We start from the raw sequence: 24859 nt of genomic DNA, 5'->3' as shown, positions 1-24859 counted from the left end.
CCCATTACGCGGTGATACTACCAGAAAATAAAACTGCATGGAACTGAAAAATCACTGGTTGGCTGCAAATAAAGTTGCCTTACCACGACTACTACAGTGGGTGAATCTCCGGCCAGAGGAGAGCGAACGAACCCAGATAATGTTTCTTTTTTACACAATTGTATGTGTAGGGTTGCGGTGGGCAGAAGACAGTACGGTGGCGCTGTTTTTGGATGAATATGGAACTCATCTACTGCCGTGGATGTATATTGCTAGTGCGGTAATGAGTGCCGGTCTGGTTTTTTTATACTCTTGGCTGCAAAAGATTTTTCCCTTGCGTCGGGTAATTGTGGCGATCGCACCTTGCATGTTGATGCCATTAGTTTTATTAGTTGTATTACGTTGGGGATATCATTTTTCCTACCTGGCAGTGATTTCGGCATTTCTGCTGCGGCTGTGGGTAGATGCACTTTATGTGGTCAATGACCTCAACACTTCCATCGTCGCTAACCAAATATTTAATATTCGAGAGATTAAACGGACTTACCCACTGGTGAGTAGTGGTCTTTTGGTAGCAGATGTAATCAGTGGCTTTAGTTTGCCTTGGCTAGTGCAATACACCACGCTGAATAAGATCATCCTCATCGCCTGTATCGTAATTTTATTAGGATCGGGGATTCTATTCTATTTAACTCATCACTATCGAGCCGCTTTCCCTGAAACCCCACAAAGACTAGTTCCCGAACAACAAGCTTCACGAGAGCGTTTCATTAAAAGTCCCCTAAAGCGGTACGTCTGGCAGTTGTTTGCTTTTGTGGGACTGTTGCAAGTTATTGGATTGTTAATAGATTTTCAGTATCTGCGCGAACTTCAATCCAATTTGAGCGACCGAGAACTTGCGAGCTTTTTGGGTCTTTTTGGTGGGATGTTGGGACTGTGTGAGTTGTTGTTGCAGTGGTTTTTTTCCAGCCGACTCATCGAACGCATGGGGGTATTTTTCACTGCGACGCTTTTACCAATCACCGTCGGCTTTTCACTCCCAGGAGTACTGGTATTGCTGCATTTAATTCCAGCCATGCAATCACAAAGCTTTTTCTGGGGTTTGATAATTGTCAAATTCTTTGATGAACTTCTGCGCTACACCTTTGTGATGAGTAGCGGCCCCATCCTGTACCAACCGATTCCAGAAGCAATTCGCAGCCGGATGCAAACTTTATCTGGCGGAACCGCCGAAGCGATCGCCACAGGTTTGACAGGAGCGCTAATTTTTGCAACTATCTTGTTTTGTGGGCGGTTTGTACCCGAACCACTGCAAAAATGGGTGTTGGTAGCAGAAACAATGCTGATAGCTGGCACTTGTTTAACAGTAGTTTGGGAATTGCGATCGCGCTATGTGGAACTGTTAGTCTTGAGTGTGGCGCGGGGTCACTTGAGTGCAAGCAATGTGGGCTTGCGATTTTTCAAACAGGGTGTAGTCAAAGCTTTAGCAGAAAAAGGTAGTGAGGCTGATAAACGCTCTTGTATTGAACTTTTAGCCCAAATTGATTCCCTTGGAGCGGCGGAAGTTTTAGCCCCGCTACTAGTGAAGTTAACCCCAGATTTACAGCGCCAAAGTTTGGAAGTGATGCTGATGGGAGGTGTAAATCCGGTTTATTTAGCCGCCATCCGTCCTTTGTTAGAAGAATCTCAAGAAACTAACCCCGAAGTTTTTGCCTTAGCGCTGCGCTACGTTTGGCTGGCTGAACCAAATCCCAATTTAAGCCTTTTAGAAGAATACCTGAACCCCCGGCAAAACTCACTCATCCGCGCTACCGCTGCCGCTTTAGTCTTACGCCAGGGAACGCCCATGCAAAAGGTAGCAGCGACCCAAACCATGCGCCGGATGCTGACTCATAAGCAAGAACGGGAACGGGTGAATGGAGTTAGAGCGCTGAGAGAAGCAGTTTATTTGCAGGCATTGCGGATTCATATCCCGAATTTATTACAAGATGAGTCGTTACGAGTGCGCTGTGCCGTATTAGAAATGATTTCAGCCACCCATTTAGAAGAGTATTATTCGGCACTGATTGCAGCACTTTATTACAAATCAACCCGCAGTACAGCCATGTCAGCCCTAGTACGACTAGAAAATGAAGCTTTAGAAATGCTGTTGCGGTTGGCTACCAATATTTACAAACCAGAAGTAGTGCGGATGTATGCTTGGCGTACCATTGCTCAAGTCGGTACTCAGCAAGCGTTGGAGACTTTATGGGAAAACTTGGAAATATCCTGGGGTACTACTAGGGATCATATTCTCCGCAGCTTACTAAAAATCCACAAACAACCAGGAATTAAAGGTTTAGTAGATCGATTTTATGAAAGTCGGGTAGAAAATTTAATTAAGCAGGAATTAAAATTTTTAGGTGAAATTTACGCTGCATATATTGACTTCCAAACACTAGACCAAAAAGAAAATCATCAATCCAATCAAAGGATTGTGATTGTCTCGGAATTACTGCAACGCGCCCTTCTAGAATTGGAATTGGATGTGAAAGAGCGGCTGCTACTATTACTGAAACTGCTTTACTCGCCAGAAAAGATGCAGGCAGCAGCATTCAATCTGCGATCGCTCTCAGTGGTAAACTTAGCGCGGGGGTTAGAAATCTTAGAGCATACCGTAACTTTGTCTTCAAAGTCTTTATTGCTGAATATTTTAGATAACCGACCACAGGCAGAAAAATTACAATATCTTGTCGAAGCCAAGATCGTAGAATATGAGAACATGATAGTTAGCGATCGCCTCCACAGATTGCTGATGTTAGGTAATTTCCTTTCTGACTGGTGTCTAGCTTGCTGTTTTCATTATGCTCAAGTGACACGCATCCGACTGACCAGTTCTGAGATTTTAGTGAGCTTACGTCATCCAACCGGCTTTGTCAGAGAAGCTGCGATCGCATATTTAAATATGGTTTCATATCGCGTTCTCCTGCAAATCCTCCCCCAGCTACAAAAAGATCCACATCCTTTGGTGTCCGCTCAAGTTAAAGAGTTACTCGAAAAATACCAATTCAAAAATTACAATTAAAAAACCTCCGCTCCAATAATTTTGTGATTTCCATTGCTGCTAAAGGATTTCAAATAAAAAAACATCTAATAACTGTGCAAGCTATTCTGAAGCAGGGGAGCAGAATTAATGACAAATGACCAAGCCCTGTGGGGCGTGTGTCGGGTGTTGGGTGTTGGGTGTGGGGGAAGAAATAGCCCCAACAACTAGCGGGTCACAAGCCCCGTCATAAAGGACGATTGCATTGGTCGGAGTTCCAAGCTTCGTCCAATGCCGTCTTCTTCCCTACACCCTACCCCCTAGACCCTACCCCCTTCTTCTTGACAAATGACAAATGACTATTTGTTAACCTGTAAACTGAAGTAAAAATTCAAAGAATATCAGGAATCATGTACGTACTCATCGGTGGAGCAGGCTTAGTCGGCTTAAGTTTAGCGCAAAAACTGGTAGAACTAGGACATACTGTTGCTGTAATTGACATTGACCCTATCGCTTGCCGCTACGCCCGCGAACAAGTAGGAGCAATGGCTTTTGAAGGCAGTGCTGTGAGTACAGAAGTATTGTTAGAAGCGGGGATTCGCAAAGCCGGTTCCTTGGCAGCAGTCCTCAGAAGTGATGCCTTAAACTTGGCAATGGTAACTCTTGCTAAACACTACGGCGTCACCCATATTTTGAGTCGGATGCGCCACCCCGACTTTGCCGAACCACTACGGATAGCTGGAGCTAACCATATTGTCAGTACTGTTGAACTATCAGTTTCAACAATGGTGAATGCCATTGAGTATCCCCAAGTGGAATCAATGATGCATTTTGAGCAGGGACAGATTGAGGTTCTGAAACTTGCCATCCCCAACAATTGCTATGTTGCCGGTCGTAGCGTTGCCGAAATTGCTCAAGATCCCCAATTCCCTACTGGTTCGCTAATTATTGGCTATCAATCTCATCCCCACGAAGATTTGATGATTCCTAACGGCAGTACAATACTGGAACCTCATTCAACTGTGCTGATTGTGACTAAACCAAGATGTTTACATCAAGTCATTGATTTTATTGAACAAAGATGTTGAGCGCAGTTCCTACCTAATTGTTTATTAGGTAGGGTTAGCTACACATATAAAAAAATTGGTGAGTTTTGATGAAGCCGTATCGATATATTTGTTTAGCGATCGCTCTTATTTTTCTTGTATCTTGTCAATCAACACCCAAGTCACAACCTAATGCCATTCCAGCAACCCCATTGCAAAAAACAGTGACGCTGGATCAGAATTTTAAGATAGCCAGCGGTCAAACTATTTATGTTCCGGTCTACTCTCATATCTATCATCACAATCGCCAAGAGATTTTTGAGTTAGCAGCTACGCTTAGTATTCGGAATACAGATTTGACCAATCCGATTATTATTACTTCTGTGCGCTACTACAACTCAGAAGGGAAACTAATTAAACAGTATTTAGAGCGCCCTATTCAACTTGATGCGCTAGCTTCAACAGATTTTTTTATCAATAGAAATGACACCAGTGGAGGTTTAGGCGCAAACTTCATTGTCGAGTGGGTAGCCCAAACAGAAATATCCGAACCGATAGTAGAGGCAGTCATGATTGGTACTGACTTTCAACAAGGAATTTCTTTTATCAGTCCTGGTAGGGTAATTAAAAATCAAAATAATGATAAGCGATCGCCTTTAAAATAGAAATCTTAAAAAGCTAATTTATCATTTCCTCGTCCCCATGTTCCTCACGGGAATGCATTCATTGAGTTTCTGACTGCATCTATAGCTGGAGGCAACAGATCCTAATCAGCCAAAACTCAAAGGTTTATCAACGAAGCTCAGAGGTTCATTCACGAAGCTCAGAGGTTCATCAACGAAGCTCAGAGGTTCATCAACGAAGCTCAAAGGTTCATCAACGAAGCTCAAAGGTTCATCAACGAAGCTCAGAGGGTCATTCACAAAGCTCAGAGGGTCATTCACAAAGCTCAGAGGTTCATTCACAAAGCTCAGAGGTTCATTCACAAAGCTCAGAGGTTCATCAACGAAGCTCAAAGGTTCATCAACGAAGCTCGGAGGTTCATCAACGAAGCTCAAAGGTTCATTCACGAAGGCCAGACTATCCCCAATGCCCAATGCCCCATCTTTAATCATCTTCTAATTTCAGTAATTGTTCATCAAGAGTTTGTATCCGCCCGCGCACAATTTCTTCTGAGAGAATTCGCTTCCGCATTGCCTCATTGAGCGCTCCTTTTTCTGCCAACAGTAAACGTCGGCGAATGGCTTCAAGTTTACTGCTCTTGCCACTTCTACCTTCCACCTCATCAGGGCGACGATTATATAGTTCCCGCAGTATTTTTTCTGCACCGGCAATTCGTACCTGATAAGCTGAACGCATCTCTTCATAAACGGCTTTTGGTAATACCCCTGATTTCAATAGGCTATCTAATTCATCTTGTGCCGCCTTACCCGTCATCAACTGGGCTTGCAACTCTTCAACCTGTTGTTGAACTTCGGAAAATTTAGATAACTTTAAGCGTTTAACCACCCAAGGCAAACTTAAACCCTGTCCCACTAACGACACCAGCACACAGCCGAAGACTATAGCTATCAAAACTTCTCGCCCCGGCAGTGTTGTAGGTAAACTCAATGCCAGAGCCATTGAGAGCGAACCTTTGATGTTGCCTAAAAACAGTAAATGTTGCCAGCGCAGCGGAATTGGGCGGTCAATCCAACGAACTAATGCTAGCAGTGGATATACGGTAAGAACTCGCCCGATTTGAAAAGCCAAAACTGCAAGTAGAATTGCAGGTAAAGTTTTCCAGAGTGTTACCAAATTTATTTCTACACCAATCAACAGAAAAATAAAGGTGTTGACAGTGAAACTGGCATATTCCCAGAAACTCAACAAAGTGATGCGGCTAGAAGCAGAAGTATTCTGAGAAAGCCCTAAATTCCCGAAAATTAATCCAGCAACAACTACAGCCACAGGGCCTGATACACCGAGAAATTGCCCAACCTGAAAAGTTCCTAATGCAACTGCGACTGTTAGTAAAAGACTGCTCAGAGCATCATCTAAACGGGCGAATACAGGTATACTCAAGTAGCCTAAGACTAACCCGACAACGCAGCCCCCTACAGAGATAAATAGCAGTTGTTGGATTCCCTCTACAAATGTGAGTGAGCCTGTTGAATATACTTGCACGATCAAGTTGAAGGAAACTAGGGCAGCAGCGTCATTGAATAGGGTTTCTCCTTCAACAATGGTGGAAAGCCGCGAGGGTACTGGTATATCCTTAAATACAGCAATCATGGAAACAGTATCAGTGTTTGCCAGAATTACTCCGACAAATAATGCAGGTATCCAATCCAGTCCCAAGACAAATTTCAACAGGACGGCAATAATCGCACTGGAAATCACAGCCCCGGGCCCAGCTAGTAGAGCAATTGGTTTAAAGGTGCTGCGTAGGCGGCTGACATCTGTATTAATACCAGCTTCAAAGATCAGAATTGGCAAGAAAAGATCCAAAACAAGGGTTGGACTTAAACCAATCCGACGAGACAATAACTCAGTGATGGGCAAACCTGCTATTACTAAACCCGTAACATAAGGGATTCCCAACCGCCGGGACAGCAAAGCTACACCTGTAGCCACAACCAAAAGAATAATTGAAACTTTGACTAATTCGGTAACATCCACTATTGCGTTTTAGAGAGTTAGTTTGACTTGACTGATAGATTCTCTCTTCATTCATGCCAAATTAGCAAGTTCAGGGTGTGAGTTCAGAATAGAACGAGCCAGTACTCGCTATCATAGCTCGGCAATCTTACCAGCAAACCCAGAGCCAAAGCGTAGGCGCAATCATTCGGCTGCGCTCAGGAACCACCTGTCGTTGGCAAAGCCTCTCGTAGAGAAGACATCGCAGCTTTCTCCACTAACCTTGTGAACAAAACGGCTTAAAATAAATGCACAAAGTCAGCAAAAAAAAGCCAGGTTTTTTCGCTATCAAGCCTAAAAAACCCAGCTTTCTGTTGTATCTTTACTGAAACCCGGTAACTCCCGGAATTTCAAGGACAAAATCTGCTCCATATACGGATGCAGGAGTCTGGAATCCTACTTTAATTTCGCCTTGAATAACCCGTTTGATAACAGCTACAGCCGCTAATGCCGTAAAATCGTATGCTTCCGGCCCTAAAAGCTTTGCACTTACTTGTTGACCAGTTTCATCCTCAGCAATACCAATTACTCTAACTTGCCCCTTGGCTCGTTCAGATGCCGTTGGCCCAGTGGGTAAAGTTTTAATTAAACTTGCTAAAGCACTTTGGAATAGAGACGAGTTAAATAACCATTCCAAATTCTGGCTCGACTGCATCAGGAAGCCCACAGGATTAGGAAATACGGTATAAACCTCAATATTGGGAATACCCGTAGTCTGAAACGCAGTGATAATATCAGCACGCCAAGGATTCGTTACTGCTGTCACCGGGCCATAACCAAAATCAACTTTACGACTTTTCGATGCTGGGCGAGATGGGATGAGCTTACCTGCTTCTCGGACTACCCCGATATGATGTAAAGTTGGCAGTACTGTATTTGCAGTTCCCTGAGATACGCCTCCCACTGTTTCGTAGATTAAAATCAGTCGCGTTGCAGCTGCTAACTTCTGTTTGAGGTAAGCAGCTACGCAATCAGTAGGAACAACTCCAAATCCTACACCAGGGAGAAGCATTATCCCTGCACTTTTAGCCTCAGCATCTCGTACTTGTAGCGCCTGAAATTCAGGTACTTCCCCAGCTATATCTAAATAGTGAGTTTTAGTTTGGAGGCAAGCATCGACAAGTGGCTTTGAGGTTTTGGAGAAAGGCCCAGAGCAGTTGATGACAGCAATTATATCCTCAAGAGAGCGAGCGATCGCCTGTCGGTCATCTAAGCCAAAAACCCGAAAGTCCAAACTTAATTCATTGGCTACAGCTGCTAGTGAACTTTGATTGCGTCCAGCTAAAATTAATTTCAGTCCATTATTTTTAGCAGATTCAGCAATGAGTTTTCCAGCATAGCCAGTTGCACCATACAATAACACCCTTGATGTCATTATTATCACCAGCTAGGAATTAATTGTTCGCAATCTGCTGCCATAACCTGACTTCAGGTGGTTCAACTAAAAATTGTCCTGATTTTTCCCCTAAAGCTTTAATATAGGGCTGCTCTAAGTGTTGAGCTAAAATTTCTTGGCTGACCCAGTTTTCATGTAACAGAAACAAAGATGGGTCGTCAACAGATTGGTGTAAATCGTAATTAATACAACCTTCTTCTGCAAGAGTGAGAGCTATTACAGGTTGAAATTCCTGCTTAAAATTGTCTTCCAAACCTGGCTTCACTTTTAATCGAGCGGTGACGGTTACTTTCTGATTTGACATTGTGATTCCTCTTTTTTACTAAAACTAATTCAAGTATTAATGCTGTTAATAATTTGCGAAGGCTTGAAGTAGTTGTAAGGTATGGGACGAGTTTGATTTCTAATGTCTATTTGCCGTTCTATTTCATGCAAATTCTGTTGGAATTGCACCACAATTTCCTGCGCCAATGGATCGGCAAACTCCTCATCATAAAAACCCAATTTATCATAGTGATAGGATGTTAAAATCTCAGTCCACATCACCTGGTCGGCAGCTTGTTTAAAAGGAGGAAGTATCTTCATGATAGTTTCCAAGTCCACGCCCTTAGTTTCTGGAATTGGGTGGTAAGCTGCATAAGGCATATTGGGTACAAAAGCCATATATTCGTACTGAGAAAAATTCAAAGCAGAGTGTAGAGGAGCGCAAGTGAATACTACCACACTGATGATTTCAATCAGTTGTTCTAGAGTCTCAATCTTGGCTGGCATTCCCTTGACTTTACCACCATCTTTAGCTACTAATTCTCCAGCCCAATTTTGCAACTCATAGTCATCAATTAGATCCTGTGAGGTTTTGTAATAGAGTTGCAAGTAATCAGCCACAAACTTTTCAACGGCATTCCAAATTAATATGCCATCGTCCCGGAAAGGAAAGTGCGGTAAAATTTCTGGGTCATCCGTTCGGCGACTTTTTATTAACCGAGGGAAGGTAAACTTTTCAACACTCCATTCTTCATAAACCTTGGCCACAAATCCAAGAGACTCCGCCAATGAACCTGCCATAAACTCATCAACTGGGCCTCCAGGTTGTAAAAACTGAGTGCGTCCCAAATCGTTATCAAATAGCATGAAACGGAAGTGGGGTTTTAACAGTAAGGCGATGGGATGATTTTCTGCTAGTTGCCGCGCAGTTACAATCGCGAACGGAGCCATAACTGCATGGGTATAGGCGAAATGACTACCTAATTCTTGATGGTTGCCATCAGCAATTTGAACGCAGGTTTTTGCCAAAAACCAATCTAAATGGGGGTCATCTGGTGTATAAATCACGCTTTTTGCACCAGAGTCATGATTAATCTGGATGGCAACAGGTACTAAAGAGCCACCATTAGAACTATCATTACTTTGCCAGTAAAATAGAGCTTGTGGCTTGGGAAGGTACTTTTTAACATTCTCATAAACACCACCTTTAATATCAGATAACAAAGGATAATCTAAGAAATACAGCTTGCCTTCCTTGAGTGCCTTTTCCAAAGTAAATTCTGTACCTGCAACCTTTTGAAAATGTGCATCCGTGACAGCAAAATTATCAGGTAGTACATCAATTTTTTGGATAGCTAATGGGTTCGCTCCAGAGAGTCGCTGTTCCGCAAAACAAGAGTCTGTTTTGTAATTTTTTATGACATCGGGTTTTGGTAGGAGTGACAAAAGTTCTTCATATTCTTCCAATTCATCCAATGGGTCTAAGAAATTTCTGGCTTTAGCAGCTAGCATATTTGGCGCAAGACTTGCCATACTTGCCAAACGTTTAGCAGTATATTCCGCCGAGAATATTTCTTTATGAGGAACTTTATCAATGACTGGTAGAGGAGCTAGATAATCGTAATTAAATTTGTATTCTTCTCGATTTTTATCTAGCCAATTGACTCGGAGATTAACATCAGGATCTTTTTGTGGTAAATATGGTTTCACGATTCTCTCCAATTCGGTTTTTGATTGCTTGCTAGTAAATAATTAAGATCGGAAAGTAACTAAATCACGTCAGGATATAGCAACAACTTGAATTACAGAGTTTTCAGATACTCAATCAGAGCTTTTTTATTCTCATCAGATAAATCAGTGCCATAAATATGCCCCTGATTTGAATTAGCAGTTACCGTCGTATCGTATTTAAAACCTATAGCTTTGGCTTCATTCCCATCAGTAATAAAGCCAACTTTTTTCGGGTCGTAGACATCATATCCTCGATAGAAAACTTGAGGACGATTCTCTGGTTTTTCTAACAAATCTTGTAGAGATGGGACTGAACCATTATGTAAATATGGCGCTCTTAACCATAATCCATCTAGAGAAACAGATACATACCCATTGGTTTTACGTAAGTTTTTAAAGTCCCAAGGGTAGCCATCACCAAAATGATTGTAAGTATCCGCTCCTTCTTGCGTCCACATATCTAACCGATGGCGGTCAGTTCCCACTTCATCCACGGGGATAACAGTACCCGTTCTTTCCCCACCAAAAGCGTGACAAGATGCACAAGTATTAGCAAAAATTTGACTTCCTTTTGTAGCCACTTGCTCATCAATCGCAAATGGATATTTAGGAGGTGGTAGTTCTTGAATAAAATCTTCTACCCGTTGTAAATCGGCTACAGGAAGTGATTTTTTGGTAGCACCGTCACCAATTGCTCCAGTTTGAACAGTTTCTGTTAGTGAAGTTTCTAACCCATCCCAATGGAGTGCAAACCCTTTGTGCATCTTTTGATTCCAAAGAGGCATCATATCAGAGTTGCCAATAGTGTTATCTTTGGGCAACTTTAAAGTATTGAATTTAACTGGATTAAAAGGATCAATTCGACCAGGACCCCAGTTAGGACGGGAATCTGTCCAACTATAGTCTTCTTTTTGTTGCAGCAGTGCTTTCTTAGTTTGAGGAATTAGCACATACCGATAAAGTAAATTTTCTAACCAGGAAAGGTTGTAATTATATTTGATTTCGTCAAGGATATAATCTGCTGTAAATCTAGCATCACCAGCAGTTGCACTCAAAAATCGTAAATAGCCTTGCGAATCAAACTTATTAGCAGGAGCAGCAGCTACAATTGTGGGTTTATCTTTCTCTGTTTTTCTATAGGTAGCAGTATGGCAAACAGCGCAAGTTATACCAACGCGAGGGAAGCCAATGGTTTTTTTCGTAAACCCAACTGGCATTTCTTTACCCTCTTCCCATGTGATTCCCAAGGAAGTATAACCACCTGGCCCTGGTAATTTATCAGGGAATATTCGTGGTAGTACCAGCCAAATCCAATAGGGAACACCTTGCGCTTCTTCTGTGCCAATAGAACCATATTTAAAGTGTTCTTCAGGCGATTCATAATATGTGGGAACCTCTCGAAAAAGGTTGTACCATCCCACATACCCAACTACACCAGCTAAAAGGACCACAATTAAAACAATGCTTGTGATTACCCTACCTATTTTATTTTTGAGTATTGTCATGACACTCTTTTGCTCCTTTGCAGAAGAATCTGTTTGTAGTGCAGGAAATATACCCACACTAGACTAGGGATAAAATTAGGATAATTGCTTCACTGGAATTGCAGTGATTGCATTTTGCTACGCATTGCTAGGGTCAGAAGAACTAGTTCCGCTAATCCAAAAAACAGGTCTACAAAGGCAATAGATAAAAATCCTTTATCTTGCCCAAAGAAAAGTACTGCACAAATGAAAAATGTCGATCCAAAAGCTCTTGAAGGAAATATTGATATCCAGGCAGTTGCCTGATATCGGTACGGGTCAAGTGCCCCAGGAATATAAAATGCACTAATAATAAACAACAGCATCCCCGCAGCACGAACCCAGATAATTGGCACTGGTATATGCATTTGAAGGAACGTCAGCATTAATTCTGGAAAGAAGCAAGAGGGAATGACAAAAAGCATATTAACAATAATGCCAACCCAAGTAACGCGACTAAACCATTTAGCGTAATTATTCATTTTTTTATCCTTTTAAAGCTTTTTCATGTACTCAACTAGTGCATTTTTATCTTCTGTAGGAAGATCGGTACCATATAAATGACCACTGTTACTATTTCCAGGTTTTGTGGTATCGAACTTAAAGTATTGCTTACCGTTTTCTATACCGACATCAGATACAAAACCAACTTTTGTTCTGTCAATCACATCGTAGCCACGATAGAATTCTTTAGGTCTATTTTCTGGTGTTTCTAGTAAATCCCGTAAGCTGGGAACTGAGCCATTGTGCAAATAAGGGCCGCGTAACCAAACACCATCAAGGGGCATATTTGCATAGCCATTAGTCTTACGGAAATTCTTAAAGCGCCACGGATACCCTGTATACAGAGTATTTTGGTTAGACATCGTTTTGTAGGTATATGAGTCGAGACGATGAGGGTCTGTACCAATTTCTTGAATTGGGACAACTTTGCCTGTATATGCACCACCAAAAGCGTGACAACTAGCACAATTACTTTCAAAAAGCTGTTCTCCCTTCGCTGCGATCGCTTCGTTAACTTCGTAGGGATATTTTGGTGGTGGTAGTTCCCAAAGCCAATCAGCAACTCTCTGAATTCGAGGCAAATCGATTGTTGTGGGTGTGACTCCAGCGCCTAAAGCCGCACTCTTATTTCGTTCATCAACAGAAGTATTATTACCATCCCAATGTAACTGCAATCCCTCACGGGGTTTTTGATTCCAAACGGAGGGAAAATCAGAAGTACCAATCAGTTCATCCTCACGCAATTTATCCATTGGGAAATGGAATTGAATTGCTTTATAAGGATTAAAAGTATCTACTCTTCCTGGGCCCCAATCTGGTTGTTTTTCAACGAAGTCAAGTCGAGATGCCTGATTAATTAGTGCATCTCTAGTTTGAGGAATTGCAATGAAGCGATAAAGTAATTTTTCAATGGGATTAAGACCCCCACTGATTTTTTCAATTTCTGGCAACATCCGGTTAGCAGTAAAGCGCTCATCTACACCAACTGCTGATAAAAATTTGATATATCCCTGCAAATTAACCACATTAGCAGGCATTGTCGTGATGACTTGATGTTCGCTATTAGGGGTATTTCGCAGCGTTCCTGTATGACATACAGCACAATTCAACCCAACTCTATCGATAAAAACTCGCCGTTGCGAAAAACCTATAGGCAAATCTTTGTCAGGTTCTTTGATAAATCCCAGAGAAGTGTAACCTTTTCCAGGTAATTTATCTGGGAATAATTCTGGTAAAACTTTCCAAATCCAGTAAGGGATGCCATTGACCTGTTCGCTGCCGATTGAACCATATTTAAAGTGGTTTTCAATATCAGCATAATCCACTGGAGAGTTAGACAAAACAGGCCAAAGGAAAAATACTGCTACTGCTACAATACCTACAATTACAACCCAAATCCGCTGGAATATTCCCTTAATTGAGGTTGGAAGTAGGGTAGGGTTTGTTTGTTCTGTCATGAAACACTCCCCATGTTGTCGAGATTATTTGTAAGCGAAATTGCCGATGCGATACGCATCGCTTTTTTATCTAGATAAATTAGCAAACTGAGTTTCATGAAAGACTGACATTACTTCTTCCATCATTTCTTCATAGCTATTGAAGCGATCCTGCTCGTAACAACCCAAGGGATTTTCAATTACATTTAGCAAACATTTATTGCAATATGTACAGGGTTTATCTGCCAAGTCTTTACCTTCTTTAAAAGATTTAACTAGGTCATTATTAGCAATGAGGGTACGAGCCATTGTCACCCCATCACAATAGCGATCGCTAATTGCCTGACGAATATAAGAAGCTTGCTGTAAACCACCTGTACATAATACGGGAATATTAACGTGCTTTTTAATTTCTCTAGAATCTAGTAAGTTTCTACCTTGGTTCTCTATTAGTAGCTGTTTGATTTTCGGGTCTTTTACATCATCACCACTAAATGCTTGAGAAGGCAATTGCTTTTTCACACGATTCCATAAAAAATTGAAAATTGGATGCAAAAATGCTTTGCGAAATAAAATGTAGTTGCGTGTGGTTTCGACACCACTTGACAACATGGCATCATAAGTTCTAGTAATGACATCAAAATTAAAATCACCAATGGGATTGAGTGGGTGAGGAAATAAGCTACCAGTTGACACATGGACGGCATCAGCCCCAGCTTCTTCTGCCCATTGACAGACTTGAATAGAATCTTCTATGGTATTACCTGGTTTTTCCCAAAAGGTGACGGCGTTGTTATAGTCAACGGCACTAATTTTGAATTGCAAATGAAAGTCGTTGCCTACTTCTTTGCGGATTGCTCTAATTACATCTAGCAAAAACCGCGCTCGATTCTCTAATGAACCACCATATTCATCTTGACGGTCGTTAATTCCAGAACTGAGAAATTGATTAAAAAGATATCCATTAGCACTGTGCAATTCTACTCCGTCCAAACCTGCTTCACGGGCACGTCTAGCACCATCGGCGAAGTATTGAATCGTTTCTTTAATCTCTGTTAGTGTCATCGCTTGACACAAAAAGCCGTGGAATGGCTCAGTTTGGCTAGTAGAACTTAAGGCTTTTTTTCCTAAGTTTTCTACACCACCAATATCTTGCTGTCGCCCCGAATGGCTTAATTGCAAAATAAATTTACAGTCATATTCGTGGACTCTTTCTCCTACTTTTCGCCAAAATGGAATGCGCTCATCACAGTTAATGGTGGCGTAATTGGGCATAATTCGTCCCCGGATGGCGACTGGGACAAAGGAACTAATAATCGCTCCTACACCACCACGAGCAAACTTTTCTTCCCAGTTGATTCGGGCTTGAGTACCTGAACCATCATAGTTATCCCATCTGCCAGAAATACTAGAGCGAAATATCCGATTTTTTACTGTGAGATTACGAAATCTCAATGGTTCAAAGATAATATCGTTTTCCATGTGTTCTTCTGTCTTTATCTATTATTTCGGCAATAAAATTAGGCGTCCAAATTATTCGTAGCACTAACAGTCTCGCCAAAGAACTATTATTTCTAGTGTCTCTGGGAAGGTAGTTTTTTATGTCTACAAATCTACAGTGGAGGTTTTCGGATGGGAGCGCTAAGTATTAAGTTTTTGTTACTTAAATTTACTTAACCAGTTTCAGCATGGATATTTATCCTTATTGGTTTTTACAGTTATATAAAGACTTTTGCAATTTGTAAACCTACGGGATTTACAGAGCAATTCTTAAAAAAAGTGAAAATTTCCGCCTTTTATTTCTCTTAAAAGGTTAAGGCAACCTTAAAAGTAGCTAAAAGTAGCCGCTAACAATTTGTTACAAACCTAACCAAGTAGGTAGGAAATCGATATAACCATAGCAAATTGGTTATTGAAGACCATTGTAAATTTACAAATTTTTAAATTTTTGATTTAGAAATGTATAAAAGTTTATTGATGACGTTTTACAAAGTTGTGTAGTAACTTCATATATAACGAACCTCAGTAAGGTACATTAATCATCAAAATATCCCAAGACTAAATCTGGAAAATGGGAAATTGGTGATGAAGCATTAGTGTACCTCTGCAAACGTGAGGTGCAGTGTAAAAGGTTTAGGTGTTATAACCAGAGAGTTTTATGAAAAAGACAAGTCTAATTTTTAAGGGCTGTCTGCTCCTCCTATTCGCGACTATGTTTATAGTCTGCGGCTTTTATGGAACGCCTACAGCTCTAGCTGATGAGTATAGTGAAATACCTACGTCCATAAGTACCGAGTATTCGGATACGGGTGTATCTGAATACCCTGATAACTGCGAGGGCATCGGTTATCTCCCAGAGTACACAAAGGAGAATTTGACAGATGCCGAGAAACGAGGTCGTTGCACTTGGTACTTATGGACTGGCGGTAATTCTAAGTACTATCGTGATTTAGCGAAGCGAACACATGGCGGTGTTGACTTGCTAAAGCTGATTGACTCGCGTATGCATGACGAGCGATTGCAACGTTATGGCGCAATTAACGATCCTGGATGTGAAAAGGCGACAGCACCAGATGAATACGGATTGCTGCTAGATAAATGTAAAGATCCGCTCTCAACTGGCGTAATTGGGTTGCGTAAGTTTCCCAACCCCAACTTCGACTCGGCTAAATGGAACCCTGTTGAATATGCCAAAACCTCACAAATTGAGCCTCCATACGTAATTGGCCAATCCTGCGCCATCTGTCACGTAGCGTTAGATCCCCTCAATCCACCCAAAGACAAAGAACATCCAAAATGGGAAAACCTTGTAGCAGCATTGGGTAATCAGTACATTAAGGAAAATAAATTATTTGCATCCAGCGTTGGAGAAAATAGTTTTGTTAAGCAAGTACTCGATTCTCAAAGACCTGGAACTTCTGATACTTCTCGGATTGCCACCGATCACATCAACAATCCGAATGCGATCAATGCCATTTTTAATTTAGGCGATCGCCCCAGATATCCAGAGGTGATGAACGATGGTTCAACCAAGGATGTTAATCATATTCTCAAGGATGGTGCGGACTCTACAGGAGTGGCAATTGCCTCACTACGCGTCTACGTCAACATTGGGATGTGCGGCGATTACTGGACAAGTCTTCATGAGCCTTTATTAGGCAGAACTCCTCAAAAACCTTTTGATATTGAAAAGGCGCGGAAGGAGTGCGAAGGCTGGAGACAGACAGAAGCACGTATGGCTGATGCCGAAGCATTCTTAAAAACCATTAAGCCGATGCATTTGAAAGATGCACCAGATGGCGAACAGTTCTTGACTAAAGATGAAGAAGTTCTCAAACGTGGCAAGCTGGTTTTTGCCAGCACTTGTGCTAGTTGCCATTCCAGCAAAAAGCCATCGGCTGCGATCGCAGCTGACGCCGAACAGGCTCAAAAATGGTACGAAGAGTCTGTACTCAGTAGTAATTTTCTCGACCACAACTTCTTGTCTGATGACCAGCGTTATCCAGTTACTTTAATTGGTACTAATGTGGCGCGATCGCTAGGGACAAATGCCACTAAGGGGCATATTTGGGATCAGTTCTCGTCGAAGACTTACAAAGAACTGCCCTCACCAGGGACTTTGACGTTGTACAACCCTTTAGATGAGAAAAAACCCATCGAATTTAAGATACCTGACGGCGGTTTGGGATATTACCGTACACCTTCGCTAGTGAGCATTTGGGCAACAGCACCACTTCTGCACAACAATACACTAGGACTTTACAACGAAGATCCTTCAGTAAAAGGACGTGTAGAAGCCTATACGGATGCGATGGAAAAGCTGCTGTGGCCTGAAAAGCGTGAGGGAATTATCAGCAGGACATCTAAAGATACCAAATTAGAGCTTCCCCCAGGAGATCCGAATCCGAGATTTAAACTTCCTGTTCCTAAAGGTACGCCTGTGAATTTGCTAGCAAGCATCAATATGAGAGAGGCGATTACATCTCTCAATCTCGGCAGTCTTTTCCAAGATTTGAAACCAGGCGGTGGAATTAAGGGTAAGTTGGCACGTGTACTTTTAAGAGCCAACAAATCTCCTGACTTTGTAGAAGATGAGGGTCATTATTTTGGCTCAAATCTCCCAGATGAAGATAAGAAAGCCCTAATTGAGTTCGTGAAAACTTTCTAAGTACAGCTTCCGTGTAAAATCGTAGTGTTTTAAACGCAGAGAATTCGCTACGAATTAATAAAATGTTGTACTAAGACAACTTGTCTTGATATTCTGCACTCGTTCCCAGAGTTAACCTGGGAACGAGAAAAAATATTGATTAAATAGCAAGGATATATATGCAGTATTTACCAATCGTCTTCGTTCGTGGATATGCAGGTACACAAAAAGACGTTGAGCAAACAGTCAACGATCCCTTTTATGGATTCAATAGTGGTTCAACCCATATTCGAGTAGATGAGAAGGAAAATCCTCAGAAGTTTTTTTTCGAGAGTCCATTGCTGCGGCTAATGACCGATCATGGTTATCAACCGATTGTTGACAATCAGAATGTGAGCCATCAGATTAAAAGATTGTCCGAGCAACTTCATCAAACTATTTGGATCTATCGATTTTATGATATATCTACACCTAGTTTTGGCTCCTCAAGTGTAGTCCGACAAGAGATGGAGGAGATAGCGAAGGGTTTAAGAGACTTGATCCAGAATGTTAAGAAAACGACGGGTGCTGATAAAATTTATCTGGTTGGCCACTCGATGGGAGGTCTTGTTTGTCGCAGCTTGATTCAAAAGATTTATCCAGAACAAGGCGAGCAAGCTGCGGATCACATTGACAAATTCTTTACCTATGCCACACCTCATGGCGGTATTTATTTTGAGGTTGGAAGTGGCTTGCTGGAAAATCTGAGGGACAAGTTTCAATTGAATAATTCTGATGACTTTGGCCCTCAGCGGATGTATCAGTATTTAACACCTGGTGTCAAGCCAACAACTGAGTTACCCGATGACTTTCAGCTAGAAAAACTACAAAGCATAGAGGATGCATTTCCACCAGACCGCGTTTTTTCTTTAATCGGCACTAATGCACATGATTATGAAGAAGGTTTTGGTTTTTCACGCAAGGTTGTAGGAGTCAAAAGCGATGGTCTAGTTCAGATCGATAAAGCTTATATCGGGGGATCTCATCGTGCTTATGTTCATCGCTCTCATGGTGGACGTTATGGCATATTGAACTCCGAAGAAGGCTATCAAAACCTGCAACGATTTTTGTTTGGTGATATTCAGGTGAAACTCTCTCTGAGCAATGTTGAGTTACAAGATCTGGACAAGAATTTTTATCAACTGGAAACTAGGGTGGCTTTGCGTAGTCTTCCTATTCCTATATATGAGCAAGCGATCGCTCATTATTGCCCAATTACACAAGAGTTAACCCGAACAGATAAACCTGTTCCGCTATTTACAGCTTTCTTAATCCCAAGAAACTCAGTCAGTGATGATAATACTTGTAGATATGCCCTGCGTTTAGCACTGCATTCCTTCACAAAAGAAGAGACGAATTGGTTACGCGACCATCATCTCGACCAAGTACCTCTATGGTCTGATTATCTAATTACTGATGTTGCTGAATCAAATAGCACTTATGAGGCTAAATACAGTTGGAATTCTGAAGAAAAAGAGCCAGTAACAAAGTTAAATCCGACTTCAGAATCTAGTTCTGGTATATATGTTGCGTATGTTTATTTACCTGAACGCGGGCAAAAAGTCTTAGGAACAAATGCAGCAGTTCGCTTGGAAATTTCCCAATGGAAATAAGCACTTATTGTTGTGTAATCAATGATTAGTTGTGTTTACTTAGCAATTTTTAATTATTATGGAGAGATAATAATCCAGCTTAAAGACCGTTAGGTTAATAATGACTAATAACTAATGATTCACAAAAGACATAAGTGAAAAAGAATGGAGAGATGAAGCCTACGTCTTTATAAGGTTTCTGGATTAACACATAGTTATTTCACCTATCTATTTATTTCAAGTTGTTACAAGAGGAAAATTATGCAGACTAATCGCAAACAAACGGCTCTGATTACTGGTGCATCTGGCGGCATCGGTTATGAATTCGTGAAATTATTTGCTCAGGATGGTTACAATCTTGTGTTGGTAGCTAGAAGCCTGGAAAAGTTGAATAAAATTGCCGATGAATTTAAAAAGAAATTTGGCATTGATGTCAAAGTTATTTCCAAGGATTTATCTAACCCAGCAGCCCCAGAAGAAATTTTCACGGAGCTAGAACAAGCATCGATCAATATTGATGTGCTGGTGAACAATGCTGGATTTGCTACCTACGGATTATTTAACGAAATTGACCTGAATGCTGAAATGCAATTACTACAGGTTAATGTTTTATGTCTGACACATTTAACCAAGTTATTTCTCAAAGGTATGGTTAAACGGGGGTCTGGAAAAATATTAAACCTGGCCTCCACTGCTGCTTTTCAACCAGGGCCACTGATGGCAGTATACTACGCTAGCAAAGCCTATGTCTTATCGTTCTCAGAAGCGATCGCAAATGAATTAGAAGGTACAGGCGTTTCTGTAACAGCGCTTTGTCCAGGGCCTACAGAATCTGGTTTTCAACAAAGAGCCGCAATGGAAGACTCAAAGTTGGTAAGCGGTCAAAAAATTATGACTGCGGAAACAGTAGCCCAAATCGGCTATCGCGGTCTATTTGAAAACAAAACTGTTGTTGTTCCTGGAATTAAAAATAAGCTCCTCGCTGAATCTGTAAGATTTACTCCCAGAAAGCTAGTAACAAAACTAGTTAGAAATATGCAGGAAAGCAAGTAATAAGTAGGTCGGCGTAAATAATTAAGGCAGGGACAAGGAGAATTGGAGACAATGGGAAAACTTGTTGCAAGTTCTCACCTCTTGTCCCCCCTGTCCCTCTGCCCCTCTGCTCCCCTGCCCCCCTGCTTTTTCACTAATCCCCCTGCGGATGCTCATCCCACAAGGTTGTCAGTTCCCGTAAACTCTGATGATTGCCATTACCCAAAATCAGATGATCTAGTACCGGAATGCCCAAAAGCTGCGCCCCTGATAATAACTGACGCGTCAATTCTATATCTTCTTGGCTGGGTTCAAGGTTCCCAGAAGGATGGTTGTGGGCAACTATTACCCGCGTTGCGCCTTGACGGATAACTTCTCGAAAAATATCACGGGGAGAGGCTAGGGTTTCGGTTGCAGTGCCAATGGTAATTACTTGCGTACCCAGCAAACGATTCTTGACATCTAACAGCACTACTGCAAAACGTTCTTGTACCTGCCACATCAAATCTTGACTGAGGGTAGCGGCAGCAGCAAGTGGGCTATCAATTAATGTGCCATCATTGGGACGTGATTGAAAAGCGCGTTTACCCAATTCAATTGCTGCTAAAATGCTTGTCGCTTTCGCCGGGCCAACACCAGAAATCTGCATCAACTCAGCAGGGCTAACTTCTCGCAGAACTACCAAAGGATCGCGTTGATGTTTGCCTAATTCGCTCAAGATATATTGTCCCAAACCCACAGCAGACAGTTTTCCTGGCCCTTGACCAGTGCCTAGAAGAATTGCAATTAACTCCGCTGTGGCTAAAATTTTTGCACCATGCGTCATTAATCGCTCACGCGGACGCTCATTTGTAGGTAGGTCGGCAATTCTGAGGCAATAGGTCATATTAAACTAAGAAAATAGCACCACACATAGAACTATCCTTAGTTATCCCTCGTTTGCTCTCAAAATCACCTTTATTTGAGAAAATCTTTAATTTTACCCGCCCCCCGTAGGCGATCGCACTTCCACAATCAACCAATAACAAGTTACTCAAGACTATTTGGGAAGAAAGCAGCAGGTGAAATATGAAAAAACTTCGCCAGTTCTTCAATGTGTCTAGTTGTTAATTTACGCTGCTTTTTCAATATGGCCGATATAATAGATTCTGTTTTGAAAATGGGTACTAAATCTTTTTGAAGTAGCCCATTTTCTTCTATCAAAACCTGAAGTAAATCTATTCCATAAATATCAGGTACAGGTTCTTGCGTTTGTTCAAACTCGTAAACTAGAGTGCCTAAAATATTAAGATAATCTTTTTCATCCAATGTTAACGGAGCGCTATCTATCAAAGAATTAATAACTTTTTGGGTCGCAAATAACTCATCCTCAGTCTTGATAGGACGAGGAGGAAATGCTTGCAGCAGTTCAATGTAGGTAGGACGTTTATTTAAACCAAGGGTCATTTTTCCATTTGTCTGTATCGTACTCTGTATGAGTTAATACGTTGCGAATAAATACTTTTTGACTTTGATAGTCAATATAGGTAATAAGGCGATACTTGTTTCCTTGAATATTAAAAACTGTAAGCTCACCTACTGGATCGGCAGAGTTAAAAGCTTGGCGAACTCCAAGTATATTTTGCCACTTGGCTAATTTTGCAACTTTGTTCCAACCACGTAAACTAGATTCAGCATCGGGATACTTTTGATAAAAAAGTTTTAGTGCTGTATTGGAAATAATATGCATAATAAATAAATTTTTTCAAAGTAAAGCTCATAATAATGTCCTTCTCAGTGTCGTAGTTATTCAAACTTAGCAAATTGCTAAGTTGATGTCAAGAGTTTAATGATTAGGTTTTTCGCTTTACCTCTAACGACAGTAGACTTTCAGTGAAAATATGCTTGTTAGCAAGTTTAATAAGTGCAATTATGTACCTGCTGCCATAGGCGATCGCTATGTTCGATGATTTATTCAACAATCTCAAAGGTTTTATTGACTCTAAAATTCAAGAAGTCGGTAACGATCTGCAAAAACGTTTCGGCGTTCCCGAACCCACAGAGCCATTTACACTGATTCGTCGATTCACACCTGCCGATTCCACCATAACAAAGGGATGTATTGCAATTGTCGGAGAAAGCTGGCAAATTGAAGCTTATGACGATAATAATCAGAGCTTTTTTACGAATAGTACAGATCCTTTGCGAAATGTCATCTTGTTTGAAGTTGCAGAACCCGATGTCCAAGAGTGTGTTTTTGCTTGTCAATTTAACGCGAAAGCGCTAGACACAGAAAAACCAATTAAAGTTAGCTTAGGTTTTCGGAGAACGGGACAGTGGGGCGGAATGACAACAACTTCATGGTTTACAGAAGTTTTACTAACGGAAAGTTTTAAACCTTACGAAGCGCGTGCCCATTTTAAAAAAGAAGCAGATGCTGCCAAAGTTCAGATTAGTGTGCAATTTGAGAGTAGTGGCATTCTTCAGATTAGAGATATTGAATTGCTGCAAGCGCCTGTAAAGTAACAATCATGAGCAATACCTGAAATTTGAATAATTAGCAAAGTGCGTAGTTTACCGCCGTAGGCATCGCTTTATATTGTCACAGACAAAAATCGTAAAGTCGTAAATTAGACGTAATAAAGGATGTTTGAGTGGATGAACAAGAACGCCCAAATATGACAAAAGGCTACTATTTCAAAGGGAATACTAAAAATAATATGATTTAGGGCGATCGCTATGTTTGACGAGCTATTCAACAATCTGACAAATTTTATTCTCTCTAAAGCTAAGGAAACCCTTAAGGAGCTAGAAAAACCCCTCGCTATTCCCGAACCCGCAGAGCCATTTGTGCTGATTCATCGATTCACATCTGCCGATTCCATAGTCACAAAGGGAGGCATTGCAATTGTTGGAGAAAGTTGGCAAATTGAAGCTTATGACGATGATAGACAGCGCTTCCTAACTAATAATACAGATCCTTTGCGAAAAGTCATCTTGTTTGAAGTTGCAGAACCCGATGTTCAAGAGTGTGTTCTTGCTTGTCACTTTAATGCGAAAGCGCTAAACACAGAAGAATCAATTGCAGTGAGTTTGGGTGTAGGTAGACCACGAGAATCGGGCGGACTGAGAACAACTTCATGGGGTAGAGGAGTTTCACCAGAGAAAAATTTTCAGCCTTACAAAGTGCGTGCCTATTTTAAAAAAGAAGCAGATGCTGCCAAAATCCAAATCATTGTGCAATTTGAGAGTAGTGGTATTCTTCAAATTAAAGATATTGAATTGCTGCAAGCCCCCGTCAAGTCACAATCATGAGCAATATATGAAATTTGAATAGTTAAAAGGGCGGTTAGAAACCGCGTGTACATGAGGCTTTACCCACGGAGATGGGTTTCAAATACTCAATTTTTGCTAATTACTGATAAATTTGCGTTGCTTTCAGCATGTGGTAGGTAATGATCAACTGAGTCAAAGCCAGGGGGTAACTTTGCAGTGTTTCTCCAGTTGTACCAGCAATTTTACCCAGTTCTGGATTACTTTCGCGATCGCAAATACTTCGTAAATGGGGCATATCAGAACAAATAACATGCTCTAGCTTATTTACTTGGTCTAAGGTTGCATGGCCATCAACTTCTAAGACATCTACAGGCTTACTCATATCCCTGTCTAACCCCAAGCGAATCGCTGAGTCAGAATTACCATAGCCAGGGTTGATAATCTGGGTAAAATCTGGATGCGGAATTGTCGGACGTAGTACCAAACGCACATTTAAATGTCCATTGGTTTCATCAGCTTCCTCAGTAGGTGGGTAAAAACTAATGACTATATCAGACCATTGCCGCTGCGGACGAATAAATTGTGCTGAATCTGGTTCGCGTTTTTCTAGTTCTGCTATTACCTGTTCAGCACTGTAGCCGCGCTTTTGGGTATCCCGCTTGACTTTCCACTTTGTGCGTAGTTCTTCAGGGGGTGCAAGGTAAACTTTCACGTCATAGGAGTCACGGGCGGCACGAGTAGAATAACCGAGTAATCCTTCAATAATGACGAATTTATTGGGCTTGATATATTGCGGTGGGTCGAATGTGCCGGTTTTATGGCTGTAAACTGGCTTAAGAATTGGTTGTCCTGTGCGTAGCAGCGACAGATGTTGCTGCATAATATCTAAATGATTGCAGTCGGGATGAAGGGCAGTGATGCCAATATCTGCACGTTGTTGGCGATCGTAACGGTGATAATCATCTGTACAAATGAGTGTGACATTTTCTGGGCCGAGTACCTGAGCGATTCCTCGCGTTAGTGTTGTTTTACCAGCCGCGCTATCGCCCACAATACCAAGAATTATTGGACGGCTCATCATAACCTCCCACAATAAAAACAACTTTAGTAATAAAATTACCTACAATAGTTTTTATTCTAGAAGGCTTTAAGCAAGTAACTCAAACAAACACTTGGTATGCAATATCTCTACACATATAGCAATCCTATTTAAG

At 41.4% G+C, this 24859-nt stretch carries 21 protein-coding genes; 8 read left to right on the top strand and 13 right to left on the bottom strand.

Annotated features, from left to right (window positions below; translation table 11 throughout):
- Nucleotides 1-37: 37 nt before the first annotated feature.
- The 3 genes from AC1F2U_RS15605 to AC1F2U_RS15595 all read left to right on the top strand — a co-directional run bounded on the left by AC1F2U_RS15605 (nucleotide 38) and on the right by AC1F2U_RS15595 (nucleotide 4712).
- Nucleotides 38-3043, top strand: coding sequence for an MFS transporter (locus AC1F2U_RS15605; RefSeq protein WP_480261916.1), 3006 nt, complete (start codon nucleotides 38-40; stop codon nucleotides 3041-3043).
- Between the two features lie 368 nt (nucleotides 3044-3411).
- Nucleotides 3412-4089, top strand: coding sequence for a potassium channel family protein (locus tag AC1F2U_RS15600; RefSeq protein WP_480261915.1), 678 nt, complete (start codon nucleotides 3412-3414; stop codon nucleotides 4087-4089).
- Nucleotides 4090-4157: 68 nt separating this feature from the next.
- On the top strand, nucleotides 4158-4712 hold the full coding sequence (locus AC1F2U_RS15595; protein WP_480261914.1) for a DUF3124 domain-containing protein: 555 nt from the start codon (nucleotides 4158-4160) through the stop codon (nucleotides 4710-4712).
- Nucleotides 4713-4817: 105 nt separating this feature from the next.
- On the opposite strand, the gene AC1F2U_RS15590 is transcribed toward AC1F2U_RS15595, so the two are convergent.
- From AC1F2U_RS15590 to AC1F2U_RS15550, 9 genes are all read right to left on the bottom strand, one after another.
- On the bottom strand, nucleotides 4818-5162 hold the full coding sequence (locus AC1F2U_RS15590; RefSeq protein WP_480261913.1) for a hypothetical protein: 345 nt from the start codon (nucleotides 5160-5162) through the stop codon (nucleotides 4818-4820).
- The gene (locus AC1F2U_RS15585) at nucleotides 5155-6708 is read right to left on the bottom strand and encodes a cation:proton antiporter (RefSeq protein ID WP_480261912.1); all 1554 of its coding nucleotides are present in this window, start codon (nucleotides 6706-6708) and stop codon (nucleotides 5155-5157) included. Before AC1F2U_RS15585 ends, AC1F2U_RS15590 begins: the two co-directional genes overlap by 8 nt.
- 340 nt (nucleotides 6709-7048) lie before the next feature.
- The gene (locus AC1F2U_RS15580) at nucleotides 7049-8101 is read right to left on the bottom strand and encodes a saccharopine dehydrogenase family protein (RefSeq protein WP_480261911.1); all 1053 of its coding nucleotides are present in this window, start codon (nucleotides 8099-8101) and stop codon (nucleotides 7049-7051) included.
- A 19-nt stretch (nucleotides 8102-8120) separates the two neighbouring features.
- Nucleotides 8121-8426: a putative quinol monooxygenase gene (locus AC1F2U_RS15575; RefSeq protein ID WP_480261910.1), complete on the bottom strand. Its 306-nt coding sequence runs from the start codon at nucleotides 8424-8426 to the stop codon at nucleotides 8121-8123.
- 29 nt (nucleotides 8427-8455) lie between these two features.
- A complete protein-coding gene (locus tag AC1F2U_RS15570; RefSeq protein WP_480261909.1) occupies nucleotides 8456-10096 on the bottom strand; it encodes a lipoxygenase family protein in 1641 nt (546 codons plus the stop codon).
- Between the two features lie 92 nt (nucleotides 10097-10188).
- Nucleotides 10189-11622 (bottom strand): c-type cytochrome, encoded by a 1434-nt coding sequence (locus tag AC1F2U_RS15565; RefSeq protein ID WP_480261908.1) that lies wholly within the window; start codon nucleotides 11620-11622, stop codon nucleotides 10189-10191.
- A gap of 89 nt (nucleotides 11623-11711) precedes the next feature.
- A complete protein-coding gene (locus tag AC1F2U_RS15560; RefSeq protein WP_480261907.1) occupies nucleotides 11712-12122 on the bottom strand; it encodes a hypothetical protein in 411 nt (136 codons plus the stop codon).
- A gap of 12 nt (nucleotides 12123-12134) precedes the next feature.
- A complete protein-coding gene (locus AC1F2U_RS15555; RefSeq protein WP_480261906.1) occupies nucleotides 12135-13601 on the bottom strand; it encodes a c-type cytochrome in 1467 nt (488 codons plus the stop codon).
- A 66-nt stretch (nucleotides 13602-13667) separates the two neighbouring features.
- A complete protein-coding gene (locus AC1F2U_RS15550) occupies nucleotides 13668-15062 on the bottom strand; it encodes an NADH:flavin oxidoreductase (RefSeq protein WP_480261905.1) in 1395 nt (464 codons plus the stop codon).
- A 730-nt stretch (nucleotides 15063-15792) separates the two neighbouring features.
- Here AC1F2U_RS15550 and AC1F2U_RS15545 point away from each other — a divergent pair.
- The 3 genes from AC1F2U_RS15545 (at nucleotide 15793) to AC1F2U_RS15535 (ending at nucleotide 20411) form a co-directional block, all read left to right on the top strand.
- Nucleotides 15793-17748, top strand: a complete 1956-nt coding sequence (locus AC1F2U_RS15545; RefSeq protein ID WP_480261904.1) for a hypothetical protein — start codon at nucleotides 15793-15795, stop codon at nucleotides 17746-17748.
- Nucleotides 17749-17906: 158 nt separating this feature from the next.
- Nucleotides 17907-19379, top strand: a complete 1473-nt coding sequence (locus AC1F2U_RS15540; protein WP_480261903.1) for an alpha/beta hydrolase — start codon at nucleotides 17907-17909, stop codon at nucleotides 19377-19379.
- A gap of 240 nt (nucleotides 19380-19619) precedes the next feature.
- Nucleotides 19620-20411: an SDR family NAD(P)-dependent oxidoreductase gene (locus tag AC1F2U_RS15535; protein ID WP_480261902.1), complete on the top strand. Its 792-nt coding sequence runs from the start codon at nucleotides 19620-19622 to the stop codon at nucleotides 20409-20411.
- 133 nt (nucleotides 20412-20544) lie between these two features.
- Here AC1F2U_RS15535 and radC read toward each other — a convergent pair whose 3' ends face one another.
- The 3 genes from radC to AC1F2U_RS15520 all read right to left on the bottom strand — a co-directional run bounded on the left by radC (nucleotide 20545) and on the right by AC1F2U_RS15520 (nucleotide 22119).
- Entirely contained in the window at nucleotides 20545-21276 is a 732-nt protein-coding gene (gene radC / locus AC1F2U_RS15530) for a RadC family protein (protein ID WP_289798306.1), read from the bottom strand.
- 143 nt (nucleotides 21277-21419) lie between these two features.
- Nucleotides 21420-21836, bottom strand: coding sequence for a helix-turn-helix domain-containing protein (locus AC1F2U_RS15525; RefSeq protein WP_292817013.1), 417 nt, complete (start codon nucleotides 21834-21836; stop codon nucleotides 21420-21422).
- Entirely contained in the window at nucleotides 21817-22119 is a 303-nt protein-coding gene (locus AC1F2U_RS15520; RefSeq protein ID WP_480261901.1) for a type II toxin-antitoxin system HigB family toxin, read from the bottom strand. Before AC1F2U_RS15520 ends, AC1F2U_RS15525 begins: the two co-directional genes overlap by 20 nt.
- Nucleotides 22120-22328: 209 nt before the next feature.
- On the opposite strand from AC1F2U_RS15520, the gene AC1F2U_RS15515 reads away from it, so the two are divergent.
- Both AC1F2U_RS15515 and AC1F2U_RS15510 read left to right on the top strand, forming a co-directional pair.
- On the top strand, nucleotides 22329-22895 hold the full coding sequence (locus AC1F2U_RS15515) for a hypothetical protein (protein ID WP_480261900.1): 567 nt from the start codon (nucleotides 22329-22331) through the stop codon (nucleotides 22893-22895).
- A gap of 213 nt (nucleotides 22896-23108) precedes the next feature.
- The gene (locus AC1F2U_RS15510; protein ID WP_480261899.1) at nucleotides 23109-23684 is read left to right on the top strand and encodes a hypothetical protein; all 576 of its coding nucleotides are present in this window, start codon (nucleotides 23109-23111) and stop codon (nucleotides 23682-23684) included.
- Between the two features lie 100 nt (nucleotides 23685-23784).
- On the opposite strand, the gene AC1F2U_RS15505 is transcribed toward AC1F2U_RS15510, so the two are convergent.
- On the bottom strand, nucleotides 23785-24723 hold the full coding sequence (locus AC1F2U_RS15505; protein ID WP_480262012.1) for a phosphoribulokinase: 939 nt from the start codon (nucleotides 24721-24723) through the stop codon (nucleotides 23785-23787).
- Nucleotides 24724-24859 lie beyond the last annotated feature (136 nt).

This window comes from Nostoc sp. LEGE 12454 (assembly GCF_056620565.1).
This window is presented reverse-complemented; position numbering and strand designations above follow the sequence as displayed.